The sequence below is a fragment of the Flammeovirga sp. AWQ4_249 genome (assembly GCF_056161045.1).
On the sequence record NZ_JBSWYJ010000013.1, the window covers coordinates 1 to 14717 of the forward strand.

Consider the following 14717-nt stretch of genomic DNA (forward strand, 5'->3'; position numbering starts at 1 on the left):
GGCTTCATGATCTGTCTTGGAATAGCTGTTTCTTCCTGCTAAATTTTCTTCATGTTTGTTGTACTGATCTACTTTTGGTGCTTGTGTTTTCCTGACATAATTCAGCTTTTGCTTCATTTTCTTACTCACCTTTTTGTCCTTGAGTGCATCGGATATTTCAGAAGTAATTTTCGTCACTTGATCAGTAGAGACTGGTTTGAAAGAAGTTGGTTTTCGGTCTTTTAGTTCATCTGTAGCTAACTTTTCAGCATAAGCCCATAACTCTTCAAGGTTCTTTTCAATACGGTTTTTTGAGTTTTGTATGGTCTTAGCCCAAACAAAAGTGTACTTGTTAGCTTTACTTTCAATCTTAGTTCCGTCAGTATAAGCAACGCTTAGATCCAGTTGATCTTGATCCATTAAAAATCGAACTATTTTGAAAAATATAGTTTTTATATGTGGCTTCAATTTACCACTTCGAAAACGACTGATGGTATTATGGTCTGGCTTCTGCATACCTGAAAGCCACATCATATGAATATTTTCTGAAAGGCTATTTTCAATCTTACGCGTTGAATAAATATTATTTAGGTAAGCATAAATCAATACTTTCAGCATCATTCTAGGATCAAAACTACTTGCTCCCATAGATGAATAATCATTAAATAAAATACTAAGATCAATAGAGTCAATCACAGTACTTAAAACGCGCACCGGATGTCCTTCAGGAATCATGCTTCCTAAGTCCATCGGAAATAAAGTTGTTTGATGCTGTGAATACGGTTTGAAAGTTTTCTTGGCCATAATCACAAGATACAAAAAAAGACTGTCTCAATTTTTTAATTATGAGACAGCCTCTTTTTTTATAAAAATAGGTTCTTAATCTTTCCCCAAAGTGAAGAGTCAACTTTATTGATTTCGCCTATTGAAGCACTTATTTTTGATTTCTTTTTTTTCTTATTAGGTTTAAGAGGAATAGGATTTTGCATTAAACGTTTGTACCACTGTCGTTTCTCAATTTGTATTAAGTAATCCTCTAATGTCATTTCTTGACCATCACCCCATAATTGTTGGTATTTATTGATTTTAGCAATCACTTCTTCTGGAGAACATCCTACTCTTGCACTAATTGCCTCATTTGACAATTGATGATTAAAATGTAGTTGAAGTAAAAGGAGGTCTTCATCTCTAAATTTTATTTCTATTTCCTCAATCAGATAATCTTCTTGTAGTTTTGGAAAATGAAGGAGTATTAATTCAATAAATTCTGCTTCAGCGTTTACTTCATTAGCAAATAGAATTAATGTCAATGCCTTTGAAAACCCTCTTTGGAACATATAGATATCTTCCTTTTCATCATATAACTCATAAAAGAAATCTTGAAATGCTCTTTGAATGATCCGTTCTTCTTTATTTTTGAATCCCATAATGTAACGGGAAGAGGGGAGTAATATTCTATCTTTCATACAGTAAAATTAAATAAGAAAAGGCTAAGATTTTTACATCCTAGCCTTTTGTTTAAAAGAAAAGTTTTAGAAAATAGCATACAATATTAGTAGGCTCTTACTTCTTTTCCTTCCATATAATTTACAAATGCTTTATGTACCACTCTCATACCTCCTTTAGTAGGGAAGTTACCCGTGAAGTACCAATCACCTAAGTGATTAGGGCAAGCAATATTTAAGTTCTCAACAGTTTGATAGATAACCTCAATATCTGCATTGATATGGTCTAATTTAATCATGTTGGCAATTTCTTCACTAATTTCATCATCACTAAAATGATTGTATAATGATTGTACATGATTAACATCAAACTCTTCAGCTCTAAGAATTGATTTTGAACGGTAGTAGACTTCGTCTAAAAGTTCCTCCTTATTCTTCTTTTTCATTAGATTAATCATAGCTCTAAAAGCAACGAATTCCTTCATTTTAGACATATTAATGCCATAACAGTCAGGATATCTAATTTGTGGAGCAGAAGATACAACAATGATACGTTTAGGTTCTAAGCGATCTAACATATTAATGATAGATTTTTCTAGCGTTGTACCACGTACGATTGAATCATCTAATACAACGAGCGTATCGACTTTCTTTTTGATGACTTCGTATGTAGTATCATAAACGTGAGCAACCATATCATCTCTCATCGTATCATCAGCAATAAAAGTACGTGCTTTGACGTCTTTGATAACTAATTTTTCTTGGCGAGGTCTGAAGGTCATTAAATGTTCAAGCTCTTTACCTGAAACTCCCTGTTCGATAGCTTCAAGACGTTTTTGAACTAAATACTTGTCTATACCTTCCATCATTCCAAGGAATGCAGTTTCCGCTGTATTTGGAATGTAAGAGAAAACTGTATTTTCAAGATCATAGTTAAGTGTTTCGAGAACTTTTGGAACTAATAATTCACCTAACTTTTTTCTTTCACTGTAAATTGCCGGGTCTGTACCTCTAGAAAAATAGATTCTTTCGAAACTACAAGATAGTTTTTCGGCAGGAGTAAGGTATTCTACTTCTTTATAGTCACCATGCTTGCTCATAATTAATGCATTACCAGGACCTATTTCTTTGATCTTGTCATATTTAGCATTAAAAGCAGTTTTGATAGCCGTCTTTTCCGAAGCTACAACGATAATTTCATCATCTGCATAATAGTAAGCAGGACGAATACCATTGACATCTCTTGCAACAAAACCAGCACCGTGTCCAGTAAGACCCATAATAGCGTATCCACCATCAAAGTCTTTACAAGAACGAGAAAGTACCTTTTGAAGGTCTAATTCTTCTTCAATACGATCAGAAATGTCCACATTGTCCATTCCTTCTTCTTTGTATTTCTGAAATAAATCTTGAACTTCTAGATCAAGGAAATGACCTATTTTCTCCATTACAGTAACGGTATCAACGTTTTCTTTAGGATGTTGTCCTAAACTGACTAACCTGTCGAATAACTCGTCCACATTAGTCATGTTGAAATTTCCAGCCATAATAAGCTGTCTACTTCTCCAGTTGTTGTTACGCATGAAAGGGTGACAGTGACCGATTGTGTTTTTACCATGGGTACCATAGCGAAGGTGTCCCATGTAAACGTCACCCATGTAAGGGATGTTTTCTCTTAGATAATCTGCATCAAGATACTTTGAAGTGTCTTTGCTTATCTTGTTTAGTTTTTTGCCTACCTTTTTGAAGATGTCGTTGATTGGATCAGCTTCAACAGACCGAGCTCTGTCAATAAATGGATTGCCCGGTTTCATGTTTAGTTTGATACTGGCAATACCGGCTCCATCTTGACCACGGTTGCGTTGCTTCTCCATTAACAGGTACATCTTGCTGATAGCATACGTCGGAGTGCCATACTTTTCAATGAAATATGAAAGTGGCTTCCTTAGTCGTAGCATTGCAATGCCACACTCGTGTTTTATGACTTCACTCACTGGACTATAGAGGTTAAATTAAATCCTCCACAAAAAAAGTCTTATTTCTATCTTTTACCAAATAACCGTCAATAAAATATTAAGGTTTTATGATATTAAGATGAAATAAGACTTTAATAATGTTTCTTTTTAAGTCTTTTTAGAAGAAATCAGTCTCTACCTCAGGTTTAGCTTTCTTAAAGGCGTCCACATCTTCTTTGGATACCATTGAATCTCTAAAGTACATGATGGTTAAAGATTGAACTTTTTCCATCGGTTTCACATCTTTGACCTGTGAACCTGTAATGATTAATATACTAAGTTTTGGTAAATCAGAAAGTGGACTTAAATCAGTTACTAGAGTGTTTGAGAAGGTTAATTCTGTAAGACCTAAGTTATTTGATAAAACAGAGATGTCGGTAACCTTGCTATCAGAAAAATAAAATGTGTGTAAACTTTTTAATTTTGACATTGCAGATAAATCGACAATCTCAGTATTACTAATATTTAAATGTTCTAATTTCTTTAATTTTTTGATGGGAGTAAGGTCAACTACTTTGGTTTTTTGTAATTGAAGTAATGTTAGACCTTTCAGTTTTTTAATTGGCGTTAAATCTTCAACATTAGTATAAGATAATTTCAATTCTTTCAGTGCTTTCATACCCGAAAGGAAAGATAGTTCAGTCACTTTTGTTTCATCTAACGATAGGTTCACCATAGTTTTAAAAGCTGCTAATGATTCCCAATCTTCAAATGCTTTGTTTTGGAATAAGTCAAGATTTTCTAAAGGAATATTTGCCAAAGGAGCTAATGTTTTTACTCTTGTTCCTGATAAAAAGATCTCATGAATTGTAGTACTGTGATCTAAAGTAGTTAAATCACTTACTCTTGTATAAGCTAGATTTAATCTCTTTAAATGATGCATATTCATCAAAGGCGTTAAATCTTTCACTCTTGTGTAAGAAATATCTACATCCTCTAACATAATTAATGAAGCAATAGGCTCTAAACTAGTTACTATTCTTTCATCACCATAATCATCATAACCTGAAGCATTAATCGATTTTAATTCTTGGATTTTTGCGAGTCCTTCTTCAGTCATTTCATCTTCTTGCCACATTATTTGTGACATGAAAATTCCTTTCCAATATTTATCTAATCCATTCCACCATTCCATAGTTAGTTTTTCCTGGCCGAATGACAAAGAAGTAGTTACAAAAAATATTAATAAAAAGAGAATGTTCTTTTTCATTGTCATTAATCTCATTATTGAAAAAAGTTCAATTATTTTTTAGGAAGCATAAATAATAAGCTATATATCTAATACGATTTTTTTGTAGTCATATTGTGTTTGGCCTATTAATCTACAGTAGTATATCTTCTTTTTTGGTGAATAAGGTCGCAATGATCTGTTTTTTTACCAAAAAAGGAATATCTATTCTTTGCTATAAGATCGTACCAAAAATTAGTAAAAGCATTAGGAAGTAGCTTCCCAAATCGAAAAACTTTCCAAGGATAAGTTAAATAAGAGGCTATTTGTAAGGCTCCAGCCGCTTTTTTATAAGCGATACCATTATCAATAAGAACAATGCTATCTGTGTAATCTTCTGGTAAATTATATTTTTTTAATAATTGAATTCCTTCATTAGATTGAAGAGAAGCAAATTTGAAATGTTGATTGGGATCTCTTTTGATAATGAATTGTACACTTTTATCACAAAGATTACAAATACCATCGAATAGGACTATTTTTGGTGTTTTATTCATTTTTTTAAACAATAATTTTACAAGAAGGGTTTCTTAATTCAACGGTTTTTAATTGAGATTGTTCTATAATACACCCCTTAATACTTACTATTTTAAGAGGAAGATCGATAATTTCAGAAATGTCATCAACAAAGGTATTATCCAAATAAACTTCCTCAAGACTTGCTGTTAATACCAATGCGTCTAAAGCCATTATTTGAGTGCCTTCAACATGTAATTTTTTAGTAAGAGGAAAATAAATTAATGGGTCAATGTCTTCAATTGGAAGAAATGAAGCATATATATCTTGTAATGGGGATAATCGATTAAAAAAAGTAAAGTTTGGCCAGTCTTCTACTAACATTTTTTCATCAAAAAGGCTTTCATAAACTTTTTTAGCATCCTTATATTTTTCTAATAATGACAGTACCTTTTCATCAACTATTTTATCTTCTTGAACTTTAATACTCAATAGAATAATCTCTTTCCAAATTGAAGGAATCTTTCTCCACGTGGTAACTTTCATTTTTTGACCTTTTTTATGTTTTAATTAATAAAATAAGATTGCTATTTTTAGCATTAGCCGCAAGGTAGAAAACATTAAAAGAAAATAATAAATAGATGATAGTTTTTCTAGATACAGCAACATTAGGTGAGGATTGTAATGAGCAATTAGAACTTTTCAAAGAATTAGGTGAGGTTAAATACTTTGATATTACTACACCTGAACAAACGAAGGAAAGGATAAAAGGAGCAGAAGTGATTGTTACCAATAAAGTTGTCATTAATAAAGAAATGATGCAGGAGAATCCTCAACTTAAATTGATTTCAATTGCAGCCACAGGAATGAATAATGTAGATCTAATTGCTGCTAATGAATTAGGGGTAGAGGTGAAAAATGCTATCAACTACTCTTCGGAAAGTGTCGCACAACAAACTTTCGCTATGTTGTTGTCTTTACTAAATCATATCAATGAATATGATCAATATGTGAAGACTGGAGAATATAGTAAATCCCCAATTTTTACCTGGATTGGACAAAGTTATTCTGAACTTAATGGAAAAGTTTATGGAATCTATGGCATGGGGAATATAGGAAGAAGAGTAGCTGAAATTGCATCTGCTTTTGGAGCTAGAGTAATCTATTTTTCAACTTCTGGTGAAATCAGAGATCAAAGATTCGAAATGGTTGATTTTGATGAATTCTTATCACAATCTGATGTTGTTTCAATTCATGCTCCATTAAATGAAAAAACAGCAAATGCCTTCGGTGAAAGAGAATTAAAGGCAATGAAAAAATCAGCACTATTAATTAATGTTGGTAGAGGTGGAATTGTCGATGAAAAAGCATTAGTAGAAGCTATTAATACAAATGAGATTTCAGGTGCAGCTGTAGATGTTTTTGTATCAGAACCAATGGATAAAGAGAATCCATTATTAAAGGTGGAAAATAAAGACAAATTAATCCTTTCACCTCATATCGCATGGTCTAGTAAAGAAGCGAGGAAGAAGCTTTTACAAATGACCTATGCTAATATTAATGCAACATTGAACTAGACAATGAAAAAAATGTTTAGTTAATCATTATTAATTCTTAATTCTTAATGAAAACATTTCTTTTTGTTTAAATTTGCCGTTCGTAAAGAATTTATTCACTCATGAAAGAGTGTGTTTTTATAAATTATTGTTTCTAAAATTATAAGCATGGAGCTTGCGTCAAAGTACAATCCTCAAAACATTGAGGACAAATGGTACCAATTCTGGTTAGATAATAAATACTTCCATTCGGAGCCAAACCCTGATAAGAAGCCATTTACTGTCGTCATACCACCACCAAACGTCACAGGTGTACTTCATATGGGTCATATGTTGAACAACACTATACAAGATGTATTGGTAAGACGTGCACGTATGAGAGGATACGAGGCATGTTGGGTTCCTGGTACAGACCACGCATCAATTGCTACAGAAGCAAAAGTAGTAAAGATGTTGAAGGAAGAGCATGGTATCAAAAAATCTGATATCACGCGTGACGAATTCATGAAATATGCTTTTGAGTGGAAAGAGAAATATGGTGGAATTATCCTTAACCAATTACAGAAGTTAGGTGCTTCATGTGACTGGGATCGTACTCGTTTCACTATGGAAGACGAGCTTTCTAAAGCAGTAATCAAAGTTTTTGTTGACCTTTACAAAAAAGGATGGGTTTACAGAGGTGCTCGTATGGTAAACTGGGACCCGGCAGGGAAAACAGCTTTATCTGATGAAGAAGTAATCCACAAAGAGGTAAACTCTAAACTTTACTATGTGAAATACCCGATCGTTGGGAAAGAAGGGGAGTTTGTAACAATTGCAACTACTCGTCCTGAAACAATTCCTGCTGATGCTGGAGTTTGTGTTAATCCTAACGATGAGCGTTTCAAACATTTAATTGGTGAAAAAGTAATCGTTCCTACTACAGATAGAGAAATTCCTGTATTTGGTGATGATTATGTAGATATTGAATTTGGTACAGGTTGCCTTAAAGTAACTCCTGCTCACGATATCAATGACTACGAGTTAGGCTTAAAGCATAACTTAGAAGTAATTGATATTATTGAAGAGGATGGTACTTTAAATGCAAAAGCAGGTGCTAAATATGACGGTAAAGACCGTTTTGTAGTTCGTAAGGAAATCGTTAAGGACTTGAAAGAATCAGGTAACTTAGTGAAAGAAGAAGAATTACAAAATAAAGTAGGTACTTCTGAAAGAACAGGTGCGGTAATCGAACCTCGTATTTCTACGCAATGGTTCGTTTCTATGAAGGAAATTGCTAAGCCTGCTTTAGAGAATGTAATGAATGACAACATTCAATTGCATCCTCCAAAATTCAAAAACACTTACCGTCACTGGATGGAAAATGTGAAAGATTGGTGTATCTCTCGTCAGTTATGGTGGGGACAACAAATTCCAGCTTTCTACCTTCCAAATGGTGAGTATGTAGTAGCTGAAACTACTGAAGAGGCATTAGCATTAGCGCAAGAAAAAGATCCATCAATCACTTTAGAGCAATTGACTCAAGATGAAGATGTATTGGATACTTGGTTCTCTTCTTGGTTATGGCCAATCTCAGTATTTGATGGTATTACTCAACCTGAAAATGAGGAGATCAACTACTACTACCCAACTGATGATTTAGTTACGGGTCCAGATATCTTATTCTTCTGGGTAGCACGTATGATTATCGCAGGTTATGAGTGGAAAGGTGAATTACCTTTCAAGAATGTATATTTAACAGGTTTAGTACGTGATGGTCAAGGACGTAAAATGTCTAAGTCATTAGGTAACTCTCCTGATCCACTTGATCTAATGAAAGATTATGGTGCTGATGGTGTACGTGTAGGTCTTTTATTATCTGCTGCAGCTGGTAATGACTTATTGTTCGATGAAAAATTATGTGAGCAAGGTCGTAACTTCGCGAATAAAATCTGGAACGCTTTACGTTTAGTAAAAGGTTTGGAAGTAAGTGAAGAAGCACAGCCTGAAGCAAATAAAATCGCTATCGATTGGTTTGAGTCTCGTTTCAATCAAGTATTGGAAGACGTTGAAGCAAACTATGAGAAATATAGATTGTCAGATTCATTAATGTCAATTTACAAATTGGTATGGGATGATTTCTGTTCTTGGTACTTAGAAATGGTAAAACCTGCTTATGGTTCTCCAATCGATAACGCTACTTTAGAAGCAACAATCAACTTCTTCGAAAAAATCGTAAGATTATTACATCCATTCATGCCATTCTTAACAGAAGAAATCTGGCATGCAATTAAGGATAGAGCAGAAGGTGATGCTTGTGTTGTCGCTGAGTATCCAACAGTACAACCTTTTGATACAGAGTTATTAGCTCAAGCGTCAGATGCTTTTGAAGTAATTTCTCAAGTAAGAAATGTTCGTAACCAAAAGCAAATTGGTCCTAAAGTACCTCTTCCAATGTCAGTATTAGCCAAAGACAATACTGTGTATGATCGTTTCGGTGGCATCATTACTAAGTTAGCCAACTTAGAGTCACTACAAATGGTAGATGCAGAAGTAGAAGGTGCTACTCAATTTGTATACAAATCAGACAAATGTTTCATCGACGTTGCTGATCAAATTGATGTAGAGGCTGAAAAAGAGAAGTTAGCAAAAGAGTTAGAATACACGAAAGGATTCTTAGCTTCAGTTCAGAAGAAATTATCTAATGAGCGTTTTGTAGCCAATGCTCCTGAAGCAGTAGTAGCTACAGAGAAGAAAAAGCAAGAAGATGCTGAAAGTAAAATCAAGGCATTAGAAGAAGCTTTAGCTAAACTCTAAGAAGATAAATTGTAACAAAAAGGCGATCGTACTTGTATGATTGCCTTTTCTTTTATATTGCATTTCATCTTATCAAGATTATAGAAATTTGAATCAATGAAAAATTATATATTACTCCCATTAATCCTATTTGTTTTTAGTTGTCAACCTAAAGTGGCAACAACAACAACTTCTTCCTCAAAAGATACAGAATTAGATATCCACAATCTTGATTATACTTACCTATCTACAAAGGGAAAACTATCGTTTACTAGCAAAGGTAAAGAAACAAAACTTTCTATAGACACGAGAATCGAGAAAGGTAAACAAATGTGGATGTCAATGCGTGTAGCTAAAATTGAAGGGTTACGAGTGTATGCTACACAAGATAGTGTTTTTGCATTATTGAAAACAGAGAAAGAGGCTTATGCTTTGAGTTATGATGATGTAGAATTATTACTAGGTACAAGGATTGATTACGACTTATTACAATCTATTTTTACAGGAGATTTACCAGCAACTTTTCAAGAGTCAAAATTTAAAATGTCTGATGAAGAATTTTTGTTAACTAAGAAAATAAAAGGAATAGAATCTATCGCAGCTGTAGATCGGTCTACTCAAAAATTAGATAAAATAGCTGTTCTACTTAAGAAAGATAAGAAAATAGCTACTATTAAGTATGATGACTTTAAAGCAGTAGAAGGAACTGAAGGTCAAATTGCCCCTTATCATTCGGTTGTAAAAATTGGTACAGGTGACCAAGAGAAAATTAAAGCTCAAACTACAGTAGAATTAGAATTTACTAAAATTGAATTCCAACCAGAAGAGCAAAAGATGCCTTTTAAAATACCTTCAAAATATACATTAAAAGGAAAAGAAGATCTTAAAAAAGAAGGTCAATAAGATATTTTTTTAAAAAGAAAAAGCTCCTATTTGATTCATTCAAGTAGGAGCTTTTTTATTAAAATTTTTGTTCTGGAATACCTTCAGTTAAGTACTTATACATTAAGGTTGCTGCCCTTTTTGATGTTCCTTCTGTTTGAATTAAAGCCTTTAAATCTTTATAATCTTGAAGGATTTTATCTCTTTTATCATTTAAAGTATAATTCAGTTCTTTCTCAAGGTTTTCGGTGGAGAAATCTCCTTGAATCAATTCTTTTACGACTTCTTTATCTGCAATTAGATTAACTAATGAAATGAAGCGAACTTTAATTAAAGCTTTGATGATATTGTAGGTAACAGGACTTGTTCTATAGCAAACAACTTGTGGAACTTCAAATAAAGCTGTTTCCAAAGTTGCTGTACCTGATGTTACAACGGCAGATGTAGCATGTGTCAGTAAATCATATGTTTGATTAAAGATAACTTTTACACCTAATGCTTTAGCATCATCATATAAAGTTGAAGGTAAATGCTCCACACCTGCAACGATAAATTGAAATTCATTTTTATTATATTTAGGTATAATAGTAAGCATTGTATTCATAATTGCAGAAACTTCTTGAAATCTACTTCCAGGAAGAATTGCAATGATTTTTTTATTTTTATCTAATCCATTATCCTCAAAGAAAGTAGGAGAGGGATTGAATTGCTTAATGGCGTCAAATAGAGGATTTCCTACATAATCAACATCATAGTCGTACTTTTTATAAAATGCCTTTTCAAAGTGCATGATCACAAACATACGATCCACTAATTTTCTAATTCTTTTTGCACGGCTTTGATTCCATGCCCAAACTTTAGGTGAAATGTAGTAGAATACTTTTGTTCCTCTTGGCTTCACATATTTTGCAATCTTTAAATTAAAGCCAGAGAAATCAACAAGAATGACAACGTCAGGTTTCCAACATAAAATATCCTTCTTACACTCATTCATGTATCTTCTGATCGTTAACAAATTTTTAGCGACTTCCAGAAAACCCATAAATGAAATTTCGGAATAATGATGAATCATCGTCCCTCCAACTTTTTGCATTTCTTCTCCACCCCAAAACCTGAATTCAGCTTCTGGATCATTAAGAAGAATCTCTTTCATTAAATTAGAAGCATGTAAATCTCCTGATTTTTCTCCTGCTATTAAATAGTATTTCATCTGTTGAAGGTATGTTGAAAATGTTTCTTTGGACAAAAATAAAAAAAGGATACTTATTTAAAGCATCCTTTATGGAAATATCCTTATTGTACTTCTAATTATTCACCGTAATATTGTACAAAGTTCTTTCTTGTTTCATGTAGTTCGATACAATGCAGTTCAGCATTAGGAGCAAACTCTTTGATTTTTGGAGCAAGAATTTTCCAGAATTCCATTGCTAATGTTTCACAGCTAGTCATTTTGTCTTTTAAGAAGTCCACATCCATATTTAAATTTTTGTGATCTACTTTATCGACAATTTCTTCTTTCATGATTCTGCCTAAATCCTTCATATTCATTACATATCCAGTATCTGGATCTGGCTCACCTTTTACTGTAACAAGCATTTCGAAGTTATGTCCGTGCCAGTTTTCATTTGCACAAGGACCAAAGAAATCTTCATTTTGTTCTTTTGTCCACTTTGGATTATACAGCTTATGCGCTGCATTAAAGAACTCTCTTCTGTTGATGTAAATCATAATTTGTTAATTTGAGATGCAAAAATAACAGATTCATAATTACACACCACTTTTTAAATCAAAATAATTCTTTATTATTCAATTTGTTGCGTAGAAACTTTGAAAATTGTCTTCAACATATCTACCGTAGCATTTAGAGTTGTTTCTCTTACTTCTTTTAGGTGGTCAATATGAATTGGATCATCAGTCATATTTAATGAGTCTTTATCGAGTAATAAAAAATCAATTTCTTTTTTTGCCAAAGAAAGTCCTTTCGTTCTATCAATAATCGTAATTCTATAAATATCTTTTTCACCATACCCTCCTTTTCTAGATGAAGAATAATAGGCATGTCGACCATTGGCTCTCATCATGAAATATACATCATCATGAGGAGAATTAATTGGAGCACCTAAGTTGATAGGTTTTCCCCAATTACCTTGAAAGTCCTTCGTCGTTTTAAAGACATCGTATCCTCCCATAGAATTGTGACCTCTAGAGCTAAAATATAGCGTATTGCCATCTTTTGATAAGGCAACGCCTTCTTCATCATACTCTGTATTTACAACATCTCCCAATGATTTTGCTTTGGACCATTTTCCGTCTTTATTTTTTATTGACATAAAAATATCAAGACCTCCAATAGATTGCTCCTCATTACTGCTGACAAAGTAAAGTGTGTCCATCGTGTAATTTAAACATGCTGAAGTTTCTACATATACACTATTAATAGTATTAGGAAGTTTTTTAGGCTTTGACCAAAGTGAATCATTATGATATGAAATATATAAATCACCAGTTCTATAAATAATCATTTCACTTCCATCCATAGAAATTGAAACAGTTGCGGTATGATGATCTTCATTATTTAAAGGTTCTGATAGAGGAGCTGGGTGTTCCCACGTTTTATAATCTCTACGATGTGAAAAGTATATATTTTCAGAAAGATGTGTTCTAATATCAGGGTTGTCAGATCTAAATTCGTGTCTTCTACTCGTGAAAAACAAATCATTTTCTACAGCATCAACAAGCGGACAAAAATCTGAATATTTCGAATTCACTAAAGGTCCTAGATTACGAACAATGATATTTTTTTGAGGATTATCATAAGCTTCTTTACCAAAGTTAACTTCATCTATCTTTTTGTTGATTTCTTTGTGTTGGTCAATTTTTAAAGAAACTAACGCTTTCTGATAATATTTTAATGCATTATCCCAATCTTCATCAAAATGATGGGCTTGACCTAACAAGTAGTATAATTCAGGTTTTTTTTGATATAAACCAAGATTAATTGCCTTTTTAAGAAAAGGAATTGCAGCGGATTTTTCTTCAGTAACAGACGCAAGATAACATTGTCCAATTTTCATGTTCAAATCAGCATCGTTGATGAAGTAATCATAAGCACCTAGATAATATTTAAATGCCTCATCAGGTTGTTCTAATTCAAAAAATAAACTATCACCTAGATTAACTAATTGACGAACAAAAGACATATCCTCTTCAGTAAGTGAGACTAAATTATCTGTTTGTTGTTCAGTTATTTCTTCCTGTCCGTATAATTGATGGATAAAAAATAATAATACTAAGCTTAAAAAGTAATTTTTCATAAATAATAGGTTAATGACAAGCTGTTTGAGTGTATTTAATGCCAATTAAATCTCCAAGATCTGCAGCTTTTTGCCAATCAGTACAAGCACCTCTATCATCGTGCATGTATTCTTTGATATTTCCTCTTGTCAAATATGCTTTTGAATAAAAAGGGTATCGATCAATTAATAAATTAATATCTAGAAGGCTATCTTCATATTTGCCTTGTACACATCTTGCTAGAGCTCTATTATTAAGGGCTTCTTTGGCAGTGTCTCCACTATGTAAAATAGCAGAAGAAAAGTCGTATTCAGCTTTTTCGTAATCCTCATATAACATCATTAATAAACCTCTATTGTTATAGGCATCAATATATGTACTGTCGTATTGAATAGCTCTGGTAAAATCATCAATTGCTAATGAATATTCTTCAAGATTTTCATAAATAATTCCTCTATGATTATAAGAGATTGACAGTTCTGGATCTAAAATTAAAGATTTTGTAAAGCAATTTTTCGCTTTTGTTAATTGATTATTTTTATAATATAAAGTGCCCAAGTCATGCCAAATAATAGGATCATCAGGGTGAATTAATGTAATAGTGTCTAACGTATTAATGGTTTCTTCATGTGCCCCAATAAAGTAATAGGCTTGTGCTTTTTTCCATAAGGCATCTAGATGATTAGGATGATATACTAATACACTATCAAAATCTGAGATAGCATTTAAAAAATCATTTTCCTTGTAGTAGGAGATACCTCTTTCATAGTAAATCTCACTTTGGTCGTCATCTTTACTAAGTTTTATTGCGTTCGTGAAATCAGTTTGTGCGTTTTTGTAAGCCCCCATCTCTGTTTTTATCCTTCCACGAATAAACAATGCATCTACATTTTTGGGGTCAATAGTAAGTAAATTATTTACATCATAAAGTGATCTTAATGGATTATCACTATCAATTTTATAGACAAGACGAGCCCCGCTTACATCCTTGCTTTGAGCAAAGCATAAGGAAGTAGTTGCTAATCCAATTGTAAGTAAAGTAAGTCGGATTATATAGGTATAAAGTAAAAAAGCAGAGTTCATTTAG

General features: G+C 32.8%; 13 protein-coding genes. 3 read left to right on the forward strand and 10 right to left on the reverse strand.

Annotated elements, in window-relative coordinates; genetic code table 11:
• The 6 genes from ACXAHM_RS11740 to ACXAHM_RS11765 all read right to left on the reverse strand — a co-directional run.
• Positions 1-783: transposase (locus tag ACXAHM_RS11740; protein ID WP_474960630.1), on the reverse strand; the 783-nt coding region annotated here is incomplete at its 3' end.
• Between the two features lie 59 nt (positions 784-842).
• Entirely contained in the window at positions 843-1445 is a 603-nt protein-coding gene (locus ACXAHM_RS11745; RefSeq protein WP_474960631.1) for a hypothetical protein, read from the reverse strand.
• An 86-nt stretch (positions 1446-1531) separates the two neighbouring features.
• Positions 1532-3418: an amidophosphoribosyltransferase gene (locus ACXAHM_RS11750; RefSeq protein ID WP_474960632.1), complete on the reverse strand. Its 1887-nt coding sequence runs from the start codon at positions 3416-3418 to the stop codon at positions 1532-1534.
• 139 nt (positions 3419-3557) lie between these two features.
• Positions 3558-4649 carry a leucine-rich repeat domain-containing protein gene (locus ACXAHM_RS11755; RefSeq protein WP_474960633.1) on the reverse strand — a complete coding sequence of 364 codons (1092 nt, stop codon included), beginning with the start codon at positions 4647-4649 and terminating at the stop codon, positions 3558-3560.
• Between the two features lie 107 nt (positions 4650-4756).
• Positions 4757-5164 carry a thiol-disulfide oxidoreductase DCC family protein gene (locus tag ACXAHM_RS11760; protein ID WP_474960634.1) on the reverse strand — a complete coding sequence of 136 codons (408 nt, stop codon included), beginning with the start codon at positions 5162-5164 and terminating at the stop codon, positions 4757-4759.
• Positions 5165-5168: 4 nt separating this feature from the next.
• The gene (locus tag ACXAHM_RS11765; protein ID WP_474960635.1) at positions 5169-5669 is read right to left on the reverse strand and encodes a hypothetical protein; all 501 of its coding nucleotides are present in this window, start codon (positions 5667-5669) and stop codon (positions 5169-5171) included.
• A gap of 95 nt (positions 5670-5764) precedes the next feature.
• Between ACXAHM_RS11765 and ACXAHM_RS11770 the strand changes: the two genes are divergently transcribed.
• The 3 genes from ACXAHM_RS11770 (at position 5765) to lolB1 (ending at position 10357) form a co-directional block, all read left to right on the forward strand.
• Complete coding sequence (locus ACXAHM_RS11770) at positions 5765-6700, forward strand: D-2-hydroxyacid dehydrogenase (RefSeq protein ID WP_474960636.1); 936 nt, start codon at positions 5765-5767, stop codon at positions 6698-6700.
• Positions 6701-6847: 147 nt separating this feature from the next.
• Positions 6848-9475, forward strand: coding sequence for a valine--tRNA ligase (locus ACXAHM_RS11775; protein ID WP_474960637.1), 2628 nt, complete (start codon positions 6848-6850; stop codon positions 9473-9475).
• Positions 9476-9571: 96 nt separating this feature from the next.
• Entirely contained in the window at positions 9572-10357 is a 786-nt protein-coding gene (gene lolB1, locus ACXAHM_RS11780) for a lipoprotein insertase outer membrane protein LolB1 (RefSeq protein WP_474960638.1), read from the forward strand.
• 58 nt (positions 10358-10415) lie between these two features.
• On the opposite strand, the gene lpxB is transcribed toward lolB1, so the two are convergent.
• From lpxB to ACXAHM_RS11800, 4 genes are all read right to left on the reverse strand, one after another.
• Positions 10416-11546, reverse strand: a complete 1131-nt coding sequence (gene lpxB, locus ACXAHM_RS11785; RefSeq protein ID WP_474960639.1) for a lipid-A-disaccharide synthase — start codon at positions 11544-11546, stop codon at positions 10416-10418.
• Between the two features lie 98 nt (positions 11547-11644).
• Entirely contained in the window at positions 11645-12064 is a 420-nt protein-coding gene (locus tag ACXAHM_RS11790) for a 6-pyruvoyl trahydropterin synthase family protein (protein WP_474960640.1), read from the reverse strand.
• Positions 12065-12138: 74 nt separating this feature from the next.
• On the reverse strand, positions 12139-13650 hold the full coding sequence (locus ACXAHM_RS11795; protein WP_474960641.1) for a hypothetical protein: 1512 nt from the start codon (positions 13648-13650) through the stop codon (positions 12139-12141).
• A gap of 10 nt (positions 13651-13660) precedes the next feature.
• Entirely contained in the window at positions 13661-14713 is a 1053-nt protein-coding gene (locus ACXAHM_RS11800) for a tetratricopeptide repeat protein (RefSeq protein ID WP_474960642.1), read from the reverse strand.
• Between the last annotated feature and the right edge of the window lie 4 nt (positions 14714-14717).